21 protein-coding genes and 1 tRNA gene are annotated in these 19,537 nt (G+C 68.9%); 6 read left to right on the top strand and 16 right to left on the bottom strand.

Annotated features, from left to right (window positions below):
- Positions 1-124: 124 nt before the first annotated feature.
- The 4 genes from ACFOGJ_RS01215 to rplM form a co-directional block, all read right to left on the bottom strand.
- Positions 125-1,138, bottom strand: coding sequence for a methyltransferase (locus ACFOGJ_RS01215; RefSeq protein WP_379897565.1), 1,014 nt, complete (start codon positions 1,136-1,138; stop codon positions 125-127).
- An 838-nt stretch (positions 1,139-1,976) separates the two neighbouring features.
- Positions 1,977-2,348 (bottom strand): YchJ family protein, encoded by a 372-nt coding sequence (locus ACFOGJ_RS01210; RefSeq protein WP_379897564.1) that lies wholly within the window; start codon positions 2,346-2,348, stop codon positions 1,977-1,979.
- An 88-nt stretch (positions 2,349-2,436) separates the two neighbouring features.
- Positions 2,437-2,910: a 30S ribosomal protein S9 gene (gene rpsI, locus ACFOGJ_RS01205; protein WP_379897563.1), complete on the bottom strand. Its 474-nt coding sequence runs from the start codon at positions 2,908-2,910 to the stop codon at positions 2,437-2,439.
- Positions 2,911-2,912: 2 nt separating this feature from the next.
- Complete coding sequence (gene rplM, locus ACFOGJ_RS01200; RefSeq protein ID WP_379897562.1) at positions 2,913-3,383, bottom strand: 50S ribosomal protein L13; 471 nt, start codon at positions 3,381-3,383, stop codon at positions 2,913-2,915.
- A 377-nt stretch (positions 3,384-3,760) separates the two neighbouring features.
- Between rplM and ACFOGJ_RS01195 the strand changes: the two genes are divergently transcribed.
- The 5 genes from ACFOGJ_RS01195 to ACFOGJ_RS01175 all read left to right on the top strand — a co-directional run bounded on the left by ACFOGJ_RS01195 (position 3,761) and on the right by ACFOGJ_RS01175 (position 8,424).
- On the top strand, positions 3,761-4,378 hold the full coding sequence (locus ACFOGJ_RS01195) for a TetR/AcrR family transcriptional regulator (protein ID WP_379897561.1): 618 nt from the start codon (positions 3,761-3,763) through the stop codon (positions 4,376-4,378).
- Entirely contained in the window at positions 4,375-5,568 is a 1,194-nt protein-coding gene (locus ACFOGJ_RS01190; protein ID WP_379897560.1) for an aromatic ring-hydroxylating oxygenase subunit alpha, read from the top strand. Before ACFOGJ_RS01195 ends, ACFOGJ_RS01190 begins: the two co-directional genes overlap by 4 nt.
- A gap of 86 nt (positions 5,569-5,654) precedes the next feature.
- Positions 5,655-6,485, top strand: coding sequence for an enoyl-CoA hydratase (locus tag ACFOGJ_RS01185; RefSeq protein ID WP_379897558.1), 831 nt, complete (start codon positions 5,655-5,657; stop codon positions 6,483-6,485).
- 4 nt (positions 6,486-6,489) lie between these two features.
- Positions 6,490-7,020, top strand: a complete 531-nt coding sequence (locus ACFOGJ_RS01180) for a CoA-binding protein (RefSeq protein WP_379897557.1) — start codon at positions 6,490-6,492, stop codon at positions 7,018-7,020.
- Positions 7,021-7,143: 123 nt separating this feature from the next.
- Positions 7,144-8,424, top strand: coding sequence for an O-acetylhomoserine aminocarboxypropyltransferase (locus tag ACFOGJ_RS01175; protein WP_379897556.1), 1,281 nt, complete (start codon positions 7,144-7,146; stop codon positions 8,422-8,424).
- Between the two features lie 25 nt (positions 8,425-8,449).
- Here the strand turns inward: ACFOGJ_RS01175 and cutA are convergent, their stop codons facing one another.
- The 12 genes from cutA to ACFOGJ_RS01115 all read right to left on the bottom strand — a co-directional run bounded on the left by cutA (position 8,450) and on the right by ACFOGJ_RS01115 (position 18,959).
- The gene (gene cutA, locus ACFOGJ_RS01170) at positions 8,450-8,785 is read right to left on the bottom strand and encodes a divalent-cation tolerance protein CutA (protein WP_379897555.1); all 336 of its coding nucleotides are present in this window, start codon (positions 8,783-8,785) and stop codon (positions 8,450-8,452) included.
- Positions 8,786-8,809: 24 nt separating this feature from the next.
- On the bottom strand, positions 8,810-9,133 hold the full coding sequence (locus ACFOGJ_RS01165) for a 2TM domain-containing protein (protein ID WP_379897554.1): 324 nt from the start codon (positions 9,131-9,133) through the stop codon (positions 8,810-8,812).
- Positions 9,134-9,180: 47 nt separating this feature from the next.
- On the bottom strand, positions 9,181-10,332 hold the full coding sequence (locus ACFOGJ_RS01160) for a COX15/CtaA family protein (protein ID WP_379897553.1): 1,152 nt from the start codon (positions 10,330-10,332) through the stop codon (positions 9,181-9,183).
- A gap of 170 nt (positions 10,333-10,502) precedes the next feature.
- The gene (locus ACFOGJ_RS01155; RefSeq protein WP_379897552.1) at positions 10,503-12,599 is read right to left on the bottom strand and encodes a hypothetical protein; all 2,097 of its coding nucleotides are present in this window, start codon (positions 12,597-12,599) and stop codon (positions 10,503-10,505) included.
- 304 nt (positions 12,600-12,903) lie between these two features.
- Positions 12,904-12,980 (bottom strand) — tRNA-Pro (locus ACFOGJ_RS01150).
- Between the two features lie 183 nt (positions 12,981-13,163).
- Positions 13,164-13,877, bottom strand: coding sequence for a MerR family transcriptional regulator (locus tag ACFOGJ_RS01145; RefSeq protein ID WP_379897551.1), 714 nt, complete (start codon positions 13,875-13,877; stop codon positions 13,164-13,166).
- A gap of 71 nt (positions 13,878-13,948) precedes the next feature.
- On the bottom strand, positions 13,949-14,284 hold the full coding sequence (locus tag ACFOGJ_RS01140; RefSeq protein ID WP_379897550.1) for an integration host factor subunit alpha: 336 nt from the start codon (positions 14,282-14,284) through the stop codon (positions 13,949-13,951).
- A 350-nt stretch (positions 14,285-14,634) separates the two neighbouring features.
- Entirely contained in the window at positions 14,635-15,606 is a 972-nt protein-coding gene (locus ACFOGJ_RS01135; RefSeq protein WP_379897549.1) for a beta-ketoacyl-ACP synthase III, read from the bottom strand.
- Positions 15,603-16,925, bottom strand: coding sequence for a phosphate acyltransferase PlsX (gene plsX, locus ACFOGJ_RS01130; protein ID WP_379897548.1), 1,323 nt, complete (start codon positions 16,923-16,925; stop codon positions 15,603-15,605). The genes ACFOGJ_RS01135 and plsX overlap by 4 nt, the downstream gene beginning before the upstream one ends.
- Before the next feature lie 216 nt (positions 16,926-17,141).
- Entirely contained in the window at positions 17,142-17,327 is a 186-nt protein-coding gene (gene rpmF, locus ACFOGJ_RS01125; protein WP_379897547.1) for a 50S ribosomal protein L32, read from the bottom strand.
- Positions 17,328-17,504: 177 nt separating this feature from the next.
- The gene (locus ACFOGJ_RS01120) at positions 17,505-18,038 is read right to left on the bottom strand and encodes a YceD family protein (RefSeq protein ID WP_379897545.1); all 534 of its coding nucleotides are present in this window, start codon (positions 18,036-18,038) and stop codon (positions 17,505-17,507) included.
- 312 nt (positions 18,039-18,350) lie between these two features.
- Entirely contained in the window at positions 18,351-18,959 is a 609-nt protein-coding gene (locus ACFOGJ_RS01115) for a ubiquinol-cytochrome C chaperone family protein (RefSeq protein ID WP_379897544.1), read from the bottom strand.
- 149 nt (positions 18,960-19,108) lie between these two features.
- On the opposite strand from ACFOGJ_RS01115, the gene ACFOGJ_RS01110 reads away from it, so the two are divergent.
- Positions 19,109-19,534: an outer membrane protein assembly factor BamE gene (locus ACFOGJ_RS01110; protein WP_379897543.1), complete on the top strand. Its 426-nt coding sequence runs from the start codon at positions 19,109-19,111 to the stop codon at positions 19,532-19,534.
- Positions 19,535-19,537: the final 3 nt, after the last annotated feature.

Genomic DNA, 19,537 nt, shown 5'->3' with positions numbered 1-19,537 from the left:
CAGGTCGGCGGACGTTACACCAGCACGGAACGTCGCGCTAATCCCGTCTCGCCAAACCATTCACGCCCAAGGTCGCAGCCGGAAAAACCCTTTCAAATCAATGGATTGACAGCCGGTTTGAAGATCACGCAGCAGGCTTCTTCGCGATCAGGACCTTGGTCATGCCGGCGATCAGGACCTCGATTCGGGGCTCCTCGAAACCCGATTTCAGGATCTGCTGCCGCACGCCGCCGGCCGTCAGGGACATCCCTTCCGGCGTATAGACCATATGCTGCAGCGCCCAGAGCGCGGCGAGCGGCGGGCCGGAGCGGTCGTCCTCGACCATGAAGTCGTGCACGATCAGCATCCCGCCCGGTTTCAGGCTGGCATAGGCCTTGTCGACCAGGCCCGGGATCGTGTCGGCCGGCACCCCGCCCAGAAGGTAGGACATCAGGATCGCATCCTGGCCGGGCGGAAACTCGCTCTCGATCGCGTTGCCGGGAATGAAGCCGACCCGGTCGCTCATCCCCGCCTTCTCGACGAAGGTCTTGCCGACCTCGCAGACATTGGCGAAGTCCAGCACCCAGGTCGCCAGGCCCGGATAGCGCTTGGCGAACATGATGGCGAAGGCGCCGGTGCCGCCGCCGACGTCGAGCAGGCTCTTTGCCCCCTCAAGTTCGACCATCTTCGCCAGCACCGCGCCGGGGCCGAGGGAACCGGAATGCTGGGATTCGCTGAACAGCCGCGCCTCGTTCGGGTCGGCCATCCAGGCCTCGTAGTCCGGCGCCTCGGCTGCCTCGCCCTTCTCCAGGACCGGCACCAGCTCGGTCATCATCGGGAACATCTGGCGGTCGATCTGATAGCGGAGATAGTCGCCGAAATAGGCTTTCGCGTCCTGCACCAGATAGTCCTGGGCGCCGGGTGCGTTGCTGTATGAACTGCCGTCCTTCTCCACCAGGCCGGACGCGACCAGGGCAGTCAGCAGAGTGGTCAACCGTCGCTTCTGGATCCCGGTGGCCTTGGCCAGCGCATCGACGCCCATCGGCCCTTTGGCCAGCGCGTCGAAGACCCCCACATGCAGCGCCGAAAACAGCGCCTTGGAGGCCATGAATCCGAAAGCTATGGTTGAAATCTCTTCCGCTGTTCTGATCGACTCCATAACCTCTTACCCAGTTGTTGAACCTCTGCCCTTATATATAGTGCAGCGCAACATGGATCAAGCAGGCGCAGCCATGTTTCAATACCTGCTTGAACTTCTCCATGATTTGATGAGGGTCGGGCGGGATATCACAAGACGCGTTTATCAATGCTCTGTTGAACATCAGGCGTATCATGCGAAACGGCAGGTTCATGCCTCTTCCCCTTCCCCCCTCCCCGCGGCCCGGCGACCCGGGGGCCGAAGCCGCCGCCGCGCTGCCGGACTTCGGCGCAAGGCTGCGCAGCCTGCGGCGGTTGCGGGAACAGAAGCAGGCCGTCGTCGCGGACTGGGCCGGCGCCAACCCAGGCAACCGCCTCCCGCTGGGAGCGCGGCGAGATCCGGCCTGCTGCCGCCCTGGCACTGCAGCTCCTGGACCGGCTTGAAGGACCGGCAGAGGCGCTTCCCGACGGACGGCTGCGACGGCTGGTGGAGGGCTCGCCCCTGCCCGTCCACCTGGTGGTCGATACCGATCACCCCCTGCTAGCGGCCTCTCCCGCCCGTGAGCGGGAATGGGGGCGGCCGGCGGCCGAGCTGCAAGGCCGGCCGCCCTGGCGCCATGCCGGCCGAGAGGCCCGGGCGGCGGCGGCACCTGGACCGACTATGACTGGGACGCGGGCCGGGAGCGGCAGGTCATGGGCGGCATCGCCGATGGCGCGCCGGCCCTGTGGCCGGCGGTGGAGGCGGCGCTGACCGATGCCGTGGCGCAGGGCGGGCTGAAGCCGGACGACAGCGCGAAGCGCGGCTGCTGAGCCGCCGGCCGGCGCCACCGGGCGGGAAGCCAGCCGGGCGAGCGCGGATCCTAGCCGGCGCTGCCGTCGACATAGACCCAGCCTGCGCCATCGCGACGAAAGCGGCTGGTTTCGGTCAATCCACCGGTGCGCTGTCCCGATCGCCACCGCGCGGTGAATTTCACGATGGCGGTATCGGGGCCCGTCAGCCTGTGACGATGGATCTTCAGACCGGTCCATTCCTGCGCCGGATCGAGCGACAGCGAGGCCGGCCGGGTCTCCGCCGCCCAGCTCTTCAGCAGGTACGCGACATCCGCCCGCCGGAATGCGCTGTAGCGGGATCGCATCAGGGCTTCGGCATCCGGTGCCGGGGCGCCGGCGTGGAGGCGGCCGCAGCAGGTGATATAGGTGGCGCCGCTTCCGCAATCGCAGGGTTCGAACATCCGGGCTCTTCCGCGGTGACAAAAAAAGGCGCCGCCCTGCGGGCGGCGCCTTCTCGACAGTTCTTGGTCCTGCCGCGCTGAAGAGCAATCAGCGCTTGGAGAACTGGAAGCTCCGCCGCGCCTTGGCCCGGCCGTACTTCTTGCGCTCCACCGTCCGGCTGTCACGGGTCAGGAAGCCGCCCGACTTCAGGGCCGGACGCAGCGCCGGCTCGTAGAGGGTCAGCGCCTTGGAGATGCCGTGGCGGACCGCACCGGCCTGGCCCGAGAGGCCGCCGCCGGCGACGGTGCAGTACACGTCGTACTGGCCCACCCGCTGCGCCGCCTCGAACGGCTGCTGCAGCATCATCTGCAGCACCGGCCGCGCGAAATAGGTCTGCTGGTCCTTGCCGTTCACGGTGATCCGGCCGGAGCCCGGCTTGATCCACACGCGGGCGACCGCATCCTTGCGCTTGCCGGTGGCATAGGACCGGCCCTGCGCGTCGATCTGCGGCTCCGGCAGCTCGGCGGGCTCCGCCGCGCCGCTGAGATCCTTCAGATCGGTCAATGTCTGGGTTTCGGCCATGGTCAGCGCACCCTCACGTTCTTCGCATTCATCGCCGCGACGTCCAGCGGCTCGGGCTGCTGCCCGGCATGCGGATGCTCAGCCCCCTTGTAGACCTTCAGGTTGCCCAGCTGCTTGCGGGCCAGCGGGCTCTCCTTCGGCAGCATGCGCTCCACCGCCTTCTCGATGACACGCTCCGGGAAGCGCCCGTCCAGGCGCTGCGCGAAGGTGCGGCCCTTGATGCCGCCCGGATAGCCGGTGTGCCAGTAGAAGCTCTCGTTGTTCCGCTTGTTGCCGGTCAGGCGCACCTTCTCGGCGTTGATCACGACGACATTGTCGCCGCAATCGATATGCGGGGTGTAGAAGGGTTTGTGCTTGCCGCGCAGGCGGGTGGCGATGATCGCCGCCAGCCGCCCCAGCACCAGCCCCTCGGCATCGATCAGCACCCAGCGCTTCTCGATGTCGGAGGGCTTAGCCGACAGTGTCTTTGTCACGTTCGTCCGTCCATTCGTCTGACGTCATGCGAGCCTGCGCCCTGGCGGCGCCCGTCCCGGCGACCGCCTGGGCGGTCTATCCGGGGTGCCGCGGCGCACTGCAGCCGGCCATGGCCGCAGATCCGTCTCGGGAGCGGTGGATATATCCACACATCGGACCCGGGTCAAGCGAAATAGCATACTGATTTCAGTGATTTACGTTTGCGGTATTTAAATACCGCTAGAACACCGGCCTGGCTTTGCCTTTCGCGATCATCTGATATAAAACTGACCGACTGGTTGGTTATTTTAAGGAACGCCGAATGGCGACCCGATCCGCAGCAACTGCAGCCGCAGTGCCGCTGCCAGCCACTGCGCCGCCCGGTCGGGACGGCCGGGTGGCAAAGGGCGAAGCGGCCCGCGTCCGGATCCTGGCCGCGGCGGAGGCGGCATTCGCCGAGCAGGGCTTTGCCGGCACCTCGCTGCGGGGGATCGGCGCCGCGATCGGCATGGGCAATGCCGCCCTGCTGCACCACTTCCCGAACAAGCGGCGGCTTTATGCGGCGGTCCTGCAGGCGATCGCCGACGAACTCCACGCCAAGCTGAGCCAGCCGGTCCGCGGCGCCGATCTGCACGGCATCGCCGGCGGCTTCCTGGACTGGAGCGTCGCGCGGCCGCAGGCCGCCACCCTGATCCTGCGGGAACTGCTGGACAATCCGGTGCGGGCGGAACGGGCCCGTTCCTGGCCGATGCAGCCGCTGATGCGACAGCTGGAGGCCGCCGCCGCCAGGGCCGCAAGGGGCGGCCCGATGGACGGCCAGGACCCGATGATCATCGCCTTCCAGGTGATCGGTGCGATCGCCTATGTCACCGCCGGCCGCCGCACAATCGCCGCCCTGATGGAAACCGCGCCGGACACTGTGATCGACCGCCTGCGCGCCGCCCTGCACGCCCAGATCGACGCCATCACTGCAGCCCCGCGCGCCGGCGCCGCTGCCACCGGAGGACAGCCATGAAACGCGACCAGCAGCTTGCCCTGATCGAGCGTACCCGGCGCCATATCGACGCCCGCAGCACCGAGCGCGAGCCCGGCTGCTTCCGCACGCCGGTCGGACTGTATGACGACCCGGCTGTACTGGAAGCGGAACGCGCCAGCCTGTTCCGGCGCTACCCGCTGGCTATTGCCACCAGCGACCGGATCGCCGCGCCGGGCGACTGGATCACTCACGACCGCACCGGGGTGCCGATCCTGCTGTTGCGCGACGCGGACGGCCAGGCACGCGCCTATCTGAACGCCTGCCGGCACCGCGGCGCGCGCCTGGCCGGCCCGCCGGACGGCCGGCCCACCGGCGGCAGCGGCGCCCGCGCCTTCGCCTGTCCCTATCATGCCTGGACCTACGGCCTGGACGGCCGGCTGGCCGCCCTGCCCCACGGCCACGGCTTTCCGGACCTGGAGACGGCGCGCTGCAGCCTCACCGCCCTGCCGGTCACGGAACGCGCCGGCATCCTGTTCGTCACGCCGTCCACCGACCCGGCGGTGGATGCCGATGCCTGGCTGGATCCGATCCTGACCGACCTGGAGAACTGGGGCCTGCAGGGCCATGTCGCCCATGCACCGAAGACCCCGCATATCGCCGCCAACTGGAAGTTCCAGATGGAAGGGTCGATGGAGACCTATCATTTCCGCCATGCCCACCGGCAGACCATCGCGGGCATGTTCTTCGACGCGCTCAGCGTCTTCGACCGCTTCGGCCCGCATATGCGGCTGTTCCTGCCGAAGAAGGAGATCCGGGAGATCGATCCGGCAGAGATGCAGGATCCGATCCGGATCGCCGGCAACCTCCTCTACGTCATCTTCCCCAACACCATCGTGCTGGTGCAGCCCGATCATGCGCAGCTGAACATTGTCTGGCCGATCGACCCGGGCCGCTCCGTGGTGGAGGCCTGCATGATGGTCCCCGAGGCGCCGGCGACGGAGAAGGCGCGCCGCCACTGGGAGCGCAACTCCGACATCTTCTGGGCGGCGATCCGGGAGGATTACGAGATGATGGAAAGCATGCAGTCGACGCTGCGCTCCGGCGCCAATGCCGACCTCGTCTTCGCCGAGTTCGAGCATTCGGTGCGCTGGTTCCATGAGGCGATGGCGCAGGCGATTGGCAGCACCCCCGCCTACCTGCGGACGCCGGAACGGGCCGGCGCCGCCTGACCGGCAAGTTCCGTCACCATTGCGCTGCCGCACCACCGCCCTATCATCCGCCGCGACGAGCAGTTCGGCGAAGCGAGGATGAGACCATGGCGGAAGCGGCCCAGAAGGCGGATCCGGCCGCATCGGCGGCGCAGAGCCCGGTGCGGCGCGAGGACAGCGACGGGATCGCGATCCTGACCCTGCAGAAGCCGGCGACCCGCAACAGCCTGTCCAGCGCCACCATGGCCGTGCTGCAGGAATTGCTGGACGCCTGCGCAGGCGATCCGGCGGTGCGGGTGATCGTGCTGGCGCATGAGGGGCCGGCCTTCAGCGCCGGCCACGACCTGCGGGAGGTGTCCGGCCTGATCGAGGCGCGGGACACGGCGGCGCAGCACGCGCTGCTGACCCAGTGCTCCACCCTGATGCAGCAGGTGCAGAAGATCACCAAGCCGGTGATCGCGGAAATCGCCGGAATCGCCACCGCCGCGGGCTGCCAGCTCGCCGCGGCCTGCGACCTGGTGGTGGCCGGCCGCTCCGCCCGCTTCGGCACCCCGGGGGTGAATATCGGCCTGTTCTGCTCCACCCCGATGGTGGCGCTGAGCCGGGCGGTCGCCTCGCCCAAGCATGCGATGGAGATGCTGTTGACCGGCGACCTGGTGGATGCCGAGCATGCCTTCCGCATCGGCCTGGTGAACCGGGTGGTCGACGATGCGGGCCTGCGCGAGGCGACCCTGGCCCTGGCGCAGCAAATCGCGTCGAAGTCGCAGGCCACGATCGCCATCGGCAAGGCCGCGTTCTACCGCCAGCTGGGCATGCCGCTGGCGGAGGCCTATGCCTTCACCAGTGACGTGATGGTGGGCAACCTGGCCATCGACGACGCCAATGAGGGGATCTGCGCCTTCATCGAGAAGCGGTCGCCGAACTGGACGGATCGCTGAGCCGATGAGTACCGGCCAGCAGCCTGCGTCGGCATCGGCATCGGGGCCCGCGGACGAGAGCTACAGCGACGCCTTCATCCGCGAGGTGCTGCGCGACGGACGCACCATCGCCATGGTCGGCGCCTCCGCCAACTGGAACCGGCCCAGCTTCTTCGCGATGAAGTACCTGCAAGCGAAGGGCTTCCGGGTGATCCCGGTCAACCCCAAGGAGGCGGCGGCCGGCACCGAGATCCTGGGCGAAAAATGCTATGCCAGCCTCGCCGAGATCCCGGAGAAGGTCGACATGGTCGACTGCTTCCGCAATGCCGATGCGGTCCCCGCGATCACCGAGGAGGCGATCGCCATCGGTGCGAAGATCCTCTGGATGCAGCTGGGCGTCCGCCATGACGAAGCCGCCGCGAAGGCGCGTGCCGCCGGCCTGCGGGTGGTGATGAACCGCTGCCCGAAGATCGAATATGGCCGCCTGTCCGGCGAGATCGGCTGGATGGGCCGCAATACCGGCGTGATCTCCAGCAAGCGCAAGCGCAAGGTCTGAGCGCGCCGGCAGCCGCCATCCTTTCGCGGCGTTCGCGAAAATCTCACATCAACGACCGCCCCCATCAACAGCCGCCCCCACCAACAGCCGCCCCCACCAACAGCCGCCCATAGGGAGAGAGACATGACCGACAAGCCCGGGTTCGAGACACTGGCCATCCATGCCGGCGCCGCCCCCGATCCGACGACCGGCGCCCGGGTGACGCCGATCTACCAGACGACCTCTTTCGTGTTCGACGATGTCGACCACGCCGCGTCGCTGTTCAACCTGCAGGCCTTCGGCAATATCTACAGCCGCCTGACCAACCCGACCAACGCGGTCCTGGAGGAGCGGATCGCCGCGCTGGAAGGCGGCACCGCAGGCCTGGCCGTCGCTTCCGGCCATGGCGCACAGTTCCTGGTGTTCCACACCCTGATGAGCCCGGGCGACAATTTCGTCGCCGCCACCCGGCTCTATGGCGGTTCGATCACGCAGTTCTCCTCCAGCTTCAAGCGGATGGACTGGCATGTGCGCTTCGTCGATGCCGACGACCATGCGGCGGTGGCCGCCCAGATCGACGACCGCACCAAAGGCATCTTCGTGGAAAGCCTGGCCAATCCCGGCGGCGTGGTCACCGACCTGGCGGCGCTGGCGAAGATCGCGAACGACCACCAGATCCCGCTGATCGTGGACAACACCATGGCGACCCCGGCGCTGTGCCGGCCCTTCGAGCATGGCGCCCATATCGTCGTGCATTCCGCCACCAAGTTCCTGGGCGGCCACGGCAATTCCATCGGCGGGCTGATCGTCGACGGCGGCAATTTCGACTGGGGCGCCACCGACAAGTTCCCGCATATGACGGAGCCGCAGACCAGCTATCACGGCCTGCGCTTCTGGGAGACCTTCGGCAATATGGGCTTCGCGATCGCCTGCCGCGCGGTCGGCCTGCGCGACCTCGGCCCGGCGATGTCGCCGTTCAACGCCTTCATGATCCTGACCGGGATCGAGACCCTGCCGCTGCGCATGGAACGGCATTGCAGCAATGCCATGGCGGTGGCGGAATTCCTGAAGGGCCACCCGAAGGTGGAATGGGTGTCCTATGCCGGCCTGCCCGACGACAAGTATCATGCGCTGCAGCAGAAATACCTGCCCAAGGGCGCCGGCTCGGTCTTCACCTTCGGCGTGAAGGGCGGCTACGACGCCGGCGTGAAGCTGGTGGAGAATGTCGAGATCTTCTCCCACCTGGCCAATATCGGCGATACCCGCAGCCTGATCATCCACCCCGCCTCCACCACCCACCGCCAGCTCAGCGAGGAGCAGCTGAAGGCGGCCGGCGCCGGCCCGGACGTGGTGCGGCTGTCGGTCGGGCTGGAAACGGCGGCCGACCTGATCGCCGACCTGGACCAGGCGCTGAACGCCGGCTGACCGGTCCGGCGGAGACGGGGGCCGCTCAGCCGGTCCCCGTTTCCGCTCCGGCCGTCTCCGACGCGATCCAGTCCAGGAAACCGCGATTGCCGCCCTGCACCGGCAGCTGCAGGACACAGGGACAATCGTAGGAATGGGCGGCCTTCACCGCCTCGGTCGCCTGCTCCGCCAGGTCTGGGCGGGTCTTCAGGATCAGCACGCATTCGCGGCCGGTCTGCACCTCCCCCTCCCAGTGGAAGACCGAGCGCATGCCCGGCAGGATGTTGGCGCAGGCGGCCAGCCGGGCTTCGACCAGCCGCCGGCCGATCGCCTCCGCCTCCGCCTCGTCCTCCGTCGTCACGTAGAGCAGTACCGCTTCCATCGGATCCTCAGCAGGCTTCGGGGGCTATGACCCGCCGTTGCGGCGGGTCCGTTCGCGGTCCTTGAACTCCGCGACCTTGCGCTCTTCCCAGTCGCGGTCGAAGGACGGCATGGCGAAGGTCCGGACCGCATGGGCCGTCAGGCCGACGCCCCAGCCCAGCAGCGGCCAGTAGAACCAGAGCTGGTCCGGTGAGGTCAGCAGGTTCAGGGCCAGGAGGAACAGGTTCACCGTCACATAGGCGGCAAGGTGACGGTAGAAGCCGCGCAGGGAGTCGACATGCGCGCGGGCGCGACGGTCGAGGTCGGCATCGTCGTCGCCGCCCTGTCCCGGGCCTTGTTCTGAGGTCATCCCCATCCCTCCTCTGTTCCCCCGGACACAGCCGGCTGGAGCCCGGATCAGGCGCGCGCAGCGGCTTCCGCCGGCGCCCCGGCGGCCGCCGGAACCGGCATCGGGTGGATCCGCCCGAAGAGGTGCCACAGGCCCAGGCCCGTCACCACCACGGCCCCCGCCTGGTGGACGGCTGCGACCGGCACCGGCACGACCAGCAGCAGAGTGACGATGCCGATCAGGACCTGGAGCACGACCGAAGCCAGGACAAGGGCCGCTGAGCGCGCGCCGCTGCCGCCGCGGGCCTGCCACCACAGCAGCACGGCCATGGCCAGCACCAGATAGCCGATCACCCGGTGCTGGAACTGCACCGTGGTGACATTCTCGAACAGGTTCAGCCAGCCGGGGGACAGCAGGTCCAGCCCCTTCGGGATCAGCCGACCGTCCATCAGCGGCCAGGTATTGTAGGTCATGCCGGCATTGATCCCGGCGACCAGCGCGCCGGCGAGGATCTGGACGAAGACCAGCAGCAGGAACAGCCCGGCCAGCCAGGCGCCGCGACGGTCGGCAGCCGGCCGTGCCGCGGCACCGGCCGTCCCTCCGGAGGCGCGCATGTGCAGGCAGTTCAGGGCCGTCCAGAACAGCCCGGCGAAGATCAGGAAGGCCAGGCCCAGATGCATGGCCAGCCTGTACTGGCTGACATCGGGGCGGTCGACCAGGCCGCTCTGCACCATGAACCAGCCGACCGCGCCCTGCAGGCCGCCCAGCACGAACAGGCCGATCAGGCGCGGCACCAGCCAGCCGGGAACCGCCCGGCGGACCAGGAAGTAGATGAAGGGCAGCGCGAAGGCGATTCCGATCAGGCGGCCCAGCAGGCGGTGCGAGAATTCGAACCAGTAGATCGTCTGGAAATCGGCAAGGGACATGCCGAAATTGACCTTCTGGTATTCCGGGAAGGCCTTGTAGGCGGCGAACGCCTTCTCCCACCCCTCGTCGGTAAGGGGCGGCAGCCAGCCCGTGACCGGCCGCCACTCCACCATCGAGAGGCCGGATTCCGTGAGCCGGGTGACGCCGCCCAGCACGATCATCACGAAGACCAAAGCGGCGACGATCAGCAGCCAGGTGGCGATCGCCCCCAGGGCGTCCGCGCCGCCGGGGCCGCTCCGCCCGACAGGGGGCGGTGTACCGGTCGCCGCGGGCCGTGCAATCGGATCGTTCATGCTTGCCGCCATTCAGAATGCCGCTGCCATCAAGGGTTCCGTCCGGCGGCACCCCGCCGGACGGACGGCGTGCCGATCAGGGCGTCGTCCGCTGCGGAAGACCTTAGCGCGCGGTGCTGCGCTGGACAGGCGGCGCCACGTCGCAGTCCGCGGCGGCGTCCGGCGCCAGGTCAGTTGCCGGGATCGCGGCCACTGCCATGGCTCTGGCGCACCCGCGCCAGGATCTCCGCCCGCGTGTCGGCGTCGAGCTTTTCCCGCAGTGCCGGTGCCAACCCGCCGCCGCGCGGCTCGGCGTGGACGGGCGGGATCTCCAGGTCGGGGCCCGTGCCCTCGTCCAGGTCGACATGAAAGGCCGGGTCCAGGTCCGGTCCCTCTTCCGCATCCCCGCCCGCCGACCATTCGCCGCCGCTGCCGGAGGAATAGGAAAGATCCTCCTCTGCCAGGATGGCGTCGAGTTCGGCCAGGGCGTTGTCTTCCTCGGCATCCGGCCCCCGCGCCGGTCCGCCACGGATCATGCCGCCGGGGTCACGGCGGCCCTGCGCAGGACCGCCGCCAGCCGCTCGGCCGGCCGCATTGCCTTGCCGTGCGGCGGCGGCTTCCTGGGCTTCCTGCGCGACCCGACCGAGGACCTCGGCACGCCAGCGCTCCAGCTCTGCCTCTTCCTCCGCCGTGACCGCATCCGCGCCGTCGCCGCCGGCACCGGTTGCAGCCCCGTCCGGCGCATCCGCTGGCGTGCCGTCGTCGATCACCTCGAAGGCCGCCTCAGAATCCCCGTCGATATCCCCGCCGAACCCCCCGCCGAAACCTCTGGAGGCGCGTGCGCCCTCCAGGCTGTCATCCTCCGACTCCGCTTCCGGCGGCCCGTCAATCTCTCCACCGAGGTCGAGGTCAGACAGGTCGAACGCGTTCTCGTCGTCGGCCTCCGCGCCTTCCTCGGCCTCGGCCGCGGCTACAGGGCCGAAACCGTCTTCGGCATAATCGTCCGCGGAGAACAGCCGGTCGGCGGTCATGCCCTTCTGCAGTTCCTCCTCGTCGAGCAGTTCGAACCGCGTGTCCTCCCCGCCCTCGCCGTCCGCATCGCCCGTGTCCCGGCCCTCTGCGGCCTCAGGGACCGCCATGCCGGCTGCCTGCTCGGCACGGATCAGGTCGGCGATGTCCGCGATCGAAGCCTGATTGAGCGGCGCATCCCCGTCTTCTGCCGGACCGTCCCCTGCCAGGCCGTCATCGTCGGCGGTCTGCTCTTCGGCCGCCGCAACCGATTCCTCGAGCATCTCGGTCAGTGTCGCCAGGTCTTCCGGCGTCAGCCGGTCGCCGTCGATGCCGGACAATGAATCGTCCTGCTCTTCCGCCGAAGCCTCGGCGAGCTCCAGCACCTCCTCGAGTGAAAGCGGCGATGGCTCCGCATCGCCATCCTCGTCGTCTTGCAGCGCCGCATCAAGCGACCCGGACACCGGCAACCCGGACTCCTCGGGACCGGGTTCGGCCAGGTCAGGCGCGGGCATGTCCGGTTCGGGCAGGCCCGCTTCCGGGACGCCTTCCCCCGCGGGAGGGTGGTCAGCCGCCGCGACCGCATCCTGTGGCGCCGCTTCCGCCCCCGGGACCGGAGCCGGCGCGTCGCCGGCAGCCGCCAGGCCGACCGGTGTGGCATCGGGCAGGTCCTGCTCGTCGGGCCAGTCGGCGGCCACCAGGTCGTCGAAGCCGCCGGCCTCCACCGCATGCACGTCCGGCTCCCCGGCATCGGACGCGACAGCGGCCTGCGCCTCACCGGTGGCGATGGCGCTGTCGGGCAGGGTGTCGTCGTCGTCGAATCCGGTGCCGCCATCCGCGCCGGCGGCAGCCCCCTCCGCCGGGGTCCAGGCTTCGGGCGCCTGGCTGACTTCCGTGCTGTCGCCGGCCCTGGCAACACTGTCGCTGTCGGCCGCGACCATCGAACTGATGCGACGGTCGAGTTCCAGCATCGTCTCTTCGAAATCGTTCGAACGGTTCCGCTCGATCGCCGTGAGCAAGGAATGCAGCATGTGCCGCAGCTGCTCATTCTCCCCACGCGCCTTCTCCAGCGCGCGACCACGCTCCTCCGCCAGGGCACGGGCCTCCGCCGCTTCCTGGCGAAGGACATGCACCTGCTCCCCGCTTTCGGCGAGATTCCTCTCGTGCATCGCGATCATGTCGATCAGGCGCTGACCGTAGTCCCTGCGCTGACGCGAGATTGCGTTGAACTGCCGCTCGGCCGCTTCGACGCGTTTCTGAAGCTCATCGAAACTGCTCATCCGTCCTCCAAACGCAGCCCGACAATCGCTGCACGGGAAGCCGATCCATCAGCGGGGTCGGCAAAGGCGGGGCTGCCGGTCCGACTGCGGCCAGGATACATGCCAGGGTCCAGGATGCATGTCTGTGCGCCGCCGGCAATGCGACAGGCGAACGAGGGGGCGAATCCCGGCTGATGCGGGTATTGCCGGTGTGTTTTCCGGCCGGTCGGGACGATCCGCATCCGCCCGGAAGCCGGTGACACACTGATGCGGCCGCGGCTGCCTGTGCCGGCCGGCCGGCGGGAAGGACCTGCCTTCCTGCGAGTGGTCGGAGCGGCGGGATTCGAACCCACGACCTCTTGTCCCCCAGACAAGCGCGCTACCAGGCTGCGCTACGCTCCGCATCGCACCGAAACAGGGCCGAGGCGCGTGATCGCCACGGCGCCGGTTTCGGAGCGCGGGACTATAGCCATGGCATCGGGAGGCTGCAATCGGTAAGCCGCATGCTTTCGGGCCGCATGACGCGGCCGATCGGCCCGGGCCTGGCCGGCCCCGCGACCTGCCGCGCAAGGGCAGCAGCGATGCTCAGGAACCGGCCTGCTGGAGTTCCCGCTGCAGGACCTCGCGCACGGTGCGCAGGTCAAGCAGCACCTTGCCGAGTCGCTGGCGCCAGGCCTCGTCGCGGGCCGCCAGCGCGACCGCTGCGGACGGTTCGGATCCACCGCCGTCGACGCCGGCCGCATGGCCATCGGCCGCCGGCGGCGCTGCGTCCGCGGCACCGATCGGAGCAGTCGCGGGAGGCTCCTCTGCTGGCAACGGGCCCTGCCCCGCGGCGCCGCCGGGAACTTTGGCCATCGCCGCTTCGGCCGGCTGCAGGGGGCTGCGGTCGGCGACGGCCTGCCCCTCATCCGGTTGCGCTGTTTCGCCGCCTGTCGCCGGTGCCGCCGCCTGCTCATCTGCTGACGGAACGCGCATGCCGGCCGCGTCGCCGGCCGGCCCGCCCTCGCGGAGCACCCGCTGGACCCCCTTGATGGTATAGCCTTCGCGGTACAGCAATGCCCGGATCCGCCGCAGCAGGTCGACATCCTCGGGCCGGTAATAGCGACGTCCACCGCCGCGCTTCAGCGGCCGGACCTGAGAGAATTTCGTTTCCCAGAAACGCAGGACATGCGGCGGAACGTCCAGGTCCTGCGCCACTTCGCTGATCGTGCGGAAGGCCTGCGGCGATTTCTCGCCACGGCGGACGCCGTCGCCGCCGCGCCCGCTCCCGCCGCCCCCGGTCCCGCTACCGTTGCGCATGGCCGCACGGCCGGCGACACCGGGCCCGTTGCGCGACGACGCGCCGGCACTCGTTCCCGGCAAGGCGCCGCTCAACCTTCGCCGCCCTCGGCGGCGGGTCGTCCGGCGATGCCCGCAAGCGCCTGGTTGATCCGTTCCTTCAGCACCTGGCTGGCGCGAAACACCAGCACACGGCGGGGCGAGATCGGCACTTCCTCCCCGGTCTTCGGATTGCGCCCGACACGCCCGCCCTTGGCCCGGACCTGGAAGCTGCCGAACGAGGAGATCTTGACGGTGTCGCCCCGCACCAGGGAGTCGACGATCTCGTCGAGGACGTTTTCCACCAGTTCGGCGGATTCGTTCCGGGAGAGACCGACCTCCTGGTAGACCGCTTCGCTGAGCTGTGCCCGTGTCACCGTCCCCGGCATCAACCTCACCCCCTCGCCCAGGTCGCGCAGCTGGCCTGCCAGCGCACCGGAAGTCTGACCCTACTTCCAGGCGAGAAACCCGTCAATATCAGAGGGATAGGTAGCGATCTTTATATCTTGCTGCGACATTTCCGGGACAGTATGGCGGTCCCGCGCGCGCCCAGGCCTCGGGTTCGCCGGCGCCGGCCGCGCGGCCGGACCGGCCAGCCGCCGGAAATCGACTCCGGACGGAGTCGAAAACCGATTCCCCGTGGCCGATCAGAGTCTTGCAGCAAGATGTTGAACAGCGCTCGGCAGGGCATGTTGGGGCTGTCGCGGCCGGCAACCGGCCGCGGAGACGCCTCCGGCCGCTACCAGCGCGCCAGCGCGCTGCCCCAGGTGAAGCCGCCGCCCATGGCCTCCATGAGGACCAGATGGCCCGGCTGGATGCGGCCGTCGCTGACCGCCTCGTTCAGCGCCAGCGGCACCGATGCGGCCGAGGTATTGCCGTGCCGGTCGACTGTCAGCACGACCCGGTCGGGGTCGATGTTCAGCTTGCGCGCGGTCGCATCGATGATCCGGCGGTTCGCCTGATGCGGCACCACCCAGTCGATATCCTCCGGCGTCAGGCCGGTCGCGGCCAGGGCCTCCGACACCGCATCGGAGAGGTTGACCACCGCATGCCGGAACACCTCCTTTCCGGACATCCGCAGCTTGCCCACAGTCTGGGTCGATGACGGCCCGCCATCGACATAGAGCAGCTTCTCGTAGCGTCCGTCGGAGTGGAGATGGGTGCTGAGCACGCCGCGATCCTCGGCCCCGCCGCGGCCCTTGCCGGCCTGCAGGACGATCGCGCCGGCACCATCGCCGAACAGCACGCAGGTGCCACGGTCCTCCCAGTCCAGGATGCGGGAGAAAGTCTCCGCGCCGATCACCAGCGCGGTATCGGCCTGCCCGGCCTTGATGAAGTTGTCGGCGGTGGCCAGCGCGTAGATGAAGCCGGTGCAGACCGCCTGGATGTCGAAGGCCGCGCCGGAGGTCAGGCCCAGTTCGGACTGCACTCTGCAGGCCGTGGCCGGGAAGGTCTGATCCGGGGTCGCGGTCGCAAGCACGATCAGGTCGACATCGGCCACCTTGGCCCCGGCATGGGCCAGAGCCCGTTCCGCAGCCTTCAGGCCGAGGGTGGACGTGGTCTCGTCCGGGCCGGCGATGCGGCGCTCCTTGATGCCGGTGCGCGCGGTGATCCATTCGTCGCTGGTGTCGACCATGCGGGCCAGCTCGTCGTTCGACATGGTCCGCTCCGGCAGGTAGGCGCCGCAACCGGTAATGATAGAGCGTCTCATACGGCCTGACCTGCAATCCTGTGCTCGACTTCGCCTGCGCCGTCGCCGGACTCGCCCGCCCCGACGTTCGTTGAGCCGGCATTCGCCGATCCGGTCTCTCCCGACGCCGCGGCGCCCGGCTCGCCCGATTTGGCGGCTGCAGCGGGCGCGGCGCCCCCGCCGGCGGCATCCTGCGTGGACGTTCCCTGGGCCTGCGATCCCTGGGCCTGGGTTCCCTGGGCCTGGGTTCCCTGGGCCTGGGTTCCCTGGGCCTGGGTTCCCTGGGTCGATGCCTCGGCATCGCCCCGATTTCCGTCGCCAGACCCGAAGAACCGCCCCACGTCGCGCGCGGTGCGGGCCGGCAGGTCGTCGGCCACCATGTCGATCGCCAGTTCCAGGGCGGAGGCGAAGGCGACGGAATCCGCACCGCCATGGCTCTTCACGACGATCCCGTTCAGGCCGAGGAAGACCCCGCCATTGTAGTAACGCGGATCCAGCCGCTGGCGCAGCGCATCGATCGCCCCCTGCGCGATCAGATAGCTGAGCTTTGTCAGCAGCGAGCGGCGGAAAACGGCCCGCAGATAGCCGCCGATCATCCGCGCCGTGCCTTCCATGGTCTTCAGCGCGACATTGCCCGTGAAGCCGTCGGTCACGACGACATCGACGACACCCTGATTGATATCGCCGCCCTCGACGAAACCGTGAAACTCCAGAGGCAAGTCTTTGTTTTGCCTCAGAATATCAGCCGCCTGCCGGATCGCGTCCCGCCCCTTGGTCTCTTCGACGCCGACATTGAGCAGGCCGACCAGCGGCTTCTGCCGGCCCAGCACGGCATGGGCGAAATGGGCACCCATCATCGCGAACTGGGTCAGGTTCCGCGCATCGCACTCCACGTTCGCGCCCAGGTCGAGCATGATCACCTCGCCGCGCGAGGTGGGCATCAGCGATGCGATAGCGGGCCGGTCGACCCCGGGCAGGGTCTTCAGCAGGTACATCGACAGCGCCATCAGCGCGCCGGTGTTGCCGTTGGAAACGACGCCGTCCGCCTCTCCCGACACGACGGCATGGATCGCACGGCCCATGCTGGTGTCGCTGCCGCGGCGCAGGACATGGCTCGGCTTGTCCTTCGGCCCGACCAGGCCGGTCGTATGGCGGATCTCCGCCCTGTCCTTCAGGCGGCCCACCTTCCGCATCAGCGGGGCAAGCTTCGCCTCGTCGCCGAAGATCAGGAAGCGGGCGTCCGGGTACCGATAGCTGACATCGGCAGCGCCGACGATGACCGAGCGCGGCCCGAGATCGCCCCCCATGGCGTCGAGCGCGATGGTCCAGGGCCGACTCATCGGCACGCCCTGCTCAGCCCCGGCCCGGGCATGGCTTCAGGCCACGCCGCGCAGATACCGGCGCGGCTCTGTCGCGCGCCCCCCAGCCGGATGCTCCCGAGCCGGACGCCCCCAAGCCGCAGGACGTTCCCGGGCTGGACGTAGCCAGGCCGAACATCCTTTGCGGGAAGGCTCCGTGCGGCAACGCGTACGCCTGCCTCACGACATCCACGCGCGTCAGACGATCGCTTCGATCTCGACCACTTCGCGGCCGTCATAATGGCCGCAGGCGAGGCACATGTGGTGCGGACGCTTCATCTCGCCGCAATTGGAGCATTCGGTGACGTTCACCTGCTCCAGGGCGAGGTGCGACCGACGCATGCCGCGGCGGGACCGCGAGATTTTGGACTTCGGTACAGCCATGATTCTCTCTCTTTCCTACGTCTGCCGGGCGGCCCATACGCGGGCATCCCGGGTATCCCCGATGCGGCGCGGTCACAGCCAAGTCTAGCCCAGCTGTGCCACCGCGCCCATGTCTGTCGCGCCTGCATCCCGTCGAGGCCCGGCGCCATGGCCCCGTAGGTCGGCCCCGGCCGGGACCTAGTGTTTCAGGTGCCGCAGCACCGCGAAGGGGCTTTCCTGCCCCTGCTCCCCCTCGCCCGGCCCCTCGTCGGGGCCTGCAGCGCCGGCCCCGGCCGAACCCGCGTCCGGCCAGGTCGCCCCGGGCTTCCGCGGATAGGGATCCAGCGCCAGCGCAAGTTCCTCCGTTGCGAGCTCGCCCAGTTCCGCGACCCCCTCCGGCACCGCATCCGGCGGATCCTCGGCGCCGGGGTCGATCTCGCCATCTTCCGCGACCGCCTCTCCCGGCGGCGCGATGACGAATGCCCGTTGCACCGGCACCCGGATCTCCGCCTCGACCGGCTCCAGCGACACCACGCAGGTCTGCGTGACCGCCGCCGTCAGTTCCCCTGCCAGGCGGAAGCCATCGATCGCATAGTCCCGCTGCAGCCGCCCGCCCAGACGAAGCCCGGCGACCCGCCGCAGCCCGAGCCGCCGTGCGACCGCCGCGCATTCCGCCTCGTCCGCGCGCAGGTCGACTGCAAGTCCATCCTCCGGCAGGTCATCCAGATCCACCGGACGCGAAAACTCGACCGGCCCACCTTGCCCAGCGGGCAGGCTGCCATCGTGACCGCGTTTCATCGGCTGTCCCTCCAGTCCCGGCTCCGCCCGCCGCTGGGTCCATCGGCCGGCACCGGATCACCAATGCTCCGGCACACGGCAGTCCAACTGCGCCCGATACACGCTCGCGCCAGCGGATGGCAAGGGACCCGCCGCGGCCGGACCGGGATGGCAACTCCGACTCCGAAGAGGGTATGCGCTATGGCCACCGTCCCCATGGGGGTACGCCGCCAAGGTGCCGGAAAATAGGCGCAGCGACAGCCCGCGTCAATCCGTCTCTGCAGCCGGTTCCGAAGACCCTTCCGCCCCTTCCATGGGCGGCGGAAAGGCGACCTGCCCGCGGCCCAGATCGGACCAGTCCTGGGTCGCCAGCTCGCGGTCGCAGCGGCGGACATAGACGGTCATCCGCGCGGCCGGCGCCGAATCCGAGCCGCGATAGAGGTTGCGGCGCACCGCCTCCTCCAGCCCGTCGCCGGCTGCCGCGCCGTTGCCACCGCCGTCGAGGTCGGCCCCGTCGAGGCCGGCGTCATAGGCCGCCACACGGCCGTAGAACGCCTGCGCCATCGCCTTCACCCGCTTGCCGACCCGCAGATCGCTGACCCCCATGATCCGCAGGTTGTTGTCCATGTCCGCGAACATCAGGTCGAACAGGCGCTGCGACAGCTCGCGGCCGGCGGGCTCCTCGCGCCGCAGGCGGCGCAGGATCAGGTAGACGTGAAGGGTAAGCAGGTCGAAACGGCCGTCCACGCTGTCATCCACCGCGAAGTCGCGGTAGAACTGCGGCAGGCGCGCCTGCTCGATGGCACTGCGGTAGAGGCCGAAGCTGGCCTCCTCCAGTGCCGCACGCCGCTTGAAACCGGACAGAACGCCGAGCATGTTGCGCGCCCATTCGAACCATTGCCTCGCAGAAAAGGTGAGCTAGGCGCCAAATGGCCATCAGTCAAATCCTTTCCCCGCTGCTGCGTCATCGCGGCAGTCAGGCGGGTCAACAGCCGGGCGGCCAATGGCGCCTGCCTGCGGCAGCGATGCTGCTCCTGCTGCTGGCCGCCGCCTGCACGCCGCGCTTTTCCACCCATGGCGCGGTGTTTACTGACGAGGAAGCGGACCGCATCCAGCCCGGCCGCCAGACCCAGGCCGAGGTCGAGCAGATCCTGGGATCGCCCTCGGTCACCGCCACGTTCCGCCGGCCGGAAGACACCTGGTACTACATCTCCAGCGAGTTCGAGGCCTATGGCATCTTCGCGCCGGAAGCGGTCCGCCGCCGGATCCTGGCGGTGAACTTCGACGAAAGCCTGCGGGTGAAGGAGGTCGAACGTTTCGAACTGGAGGATGGCCAGGAGATCGCCATGGTCGAGCGCGAGACGCCGACCCGCGGCAAGGAACTCAGCCTGCTTCAGCAGCTGTTCGGCAATCTCGGCCGGTTCAACGACGTTTCCCCCAGCAGCAACTGAGCC

The organism is Marinibaculum pumilum (assembly GCF_042646425.1).
GTDB lineage: Bacteria > Pseudomonadota > Alphaproteobacteria > Ferrovibrionales > Ferrovibrionaceae > Marinibaculum > Marinibaculum pumilum.
Note: the sequence above shows the minus strand (reverse complement) of the source record. Positions and strands in the feature narration are given on the sequence as shown.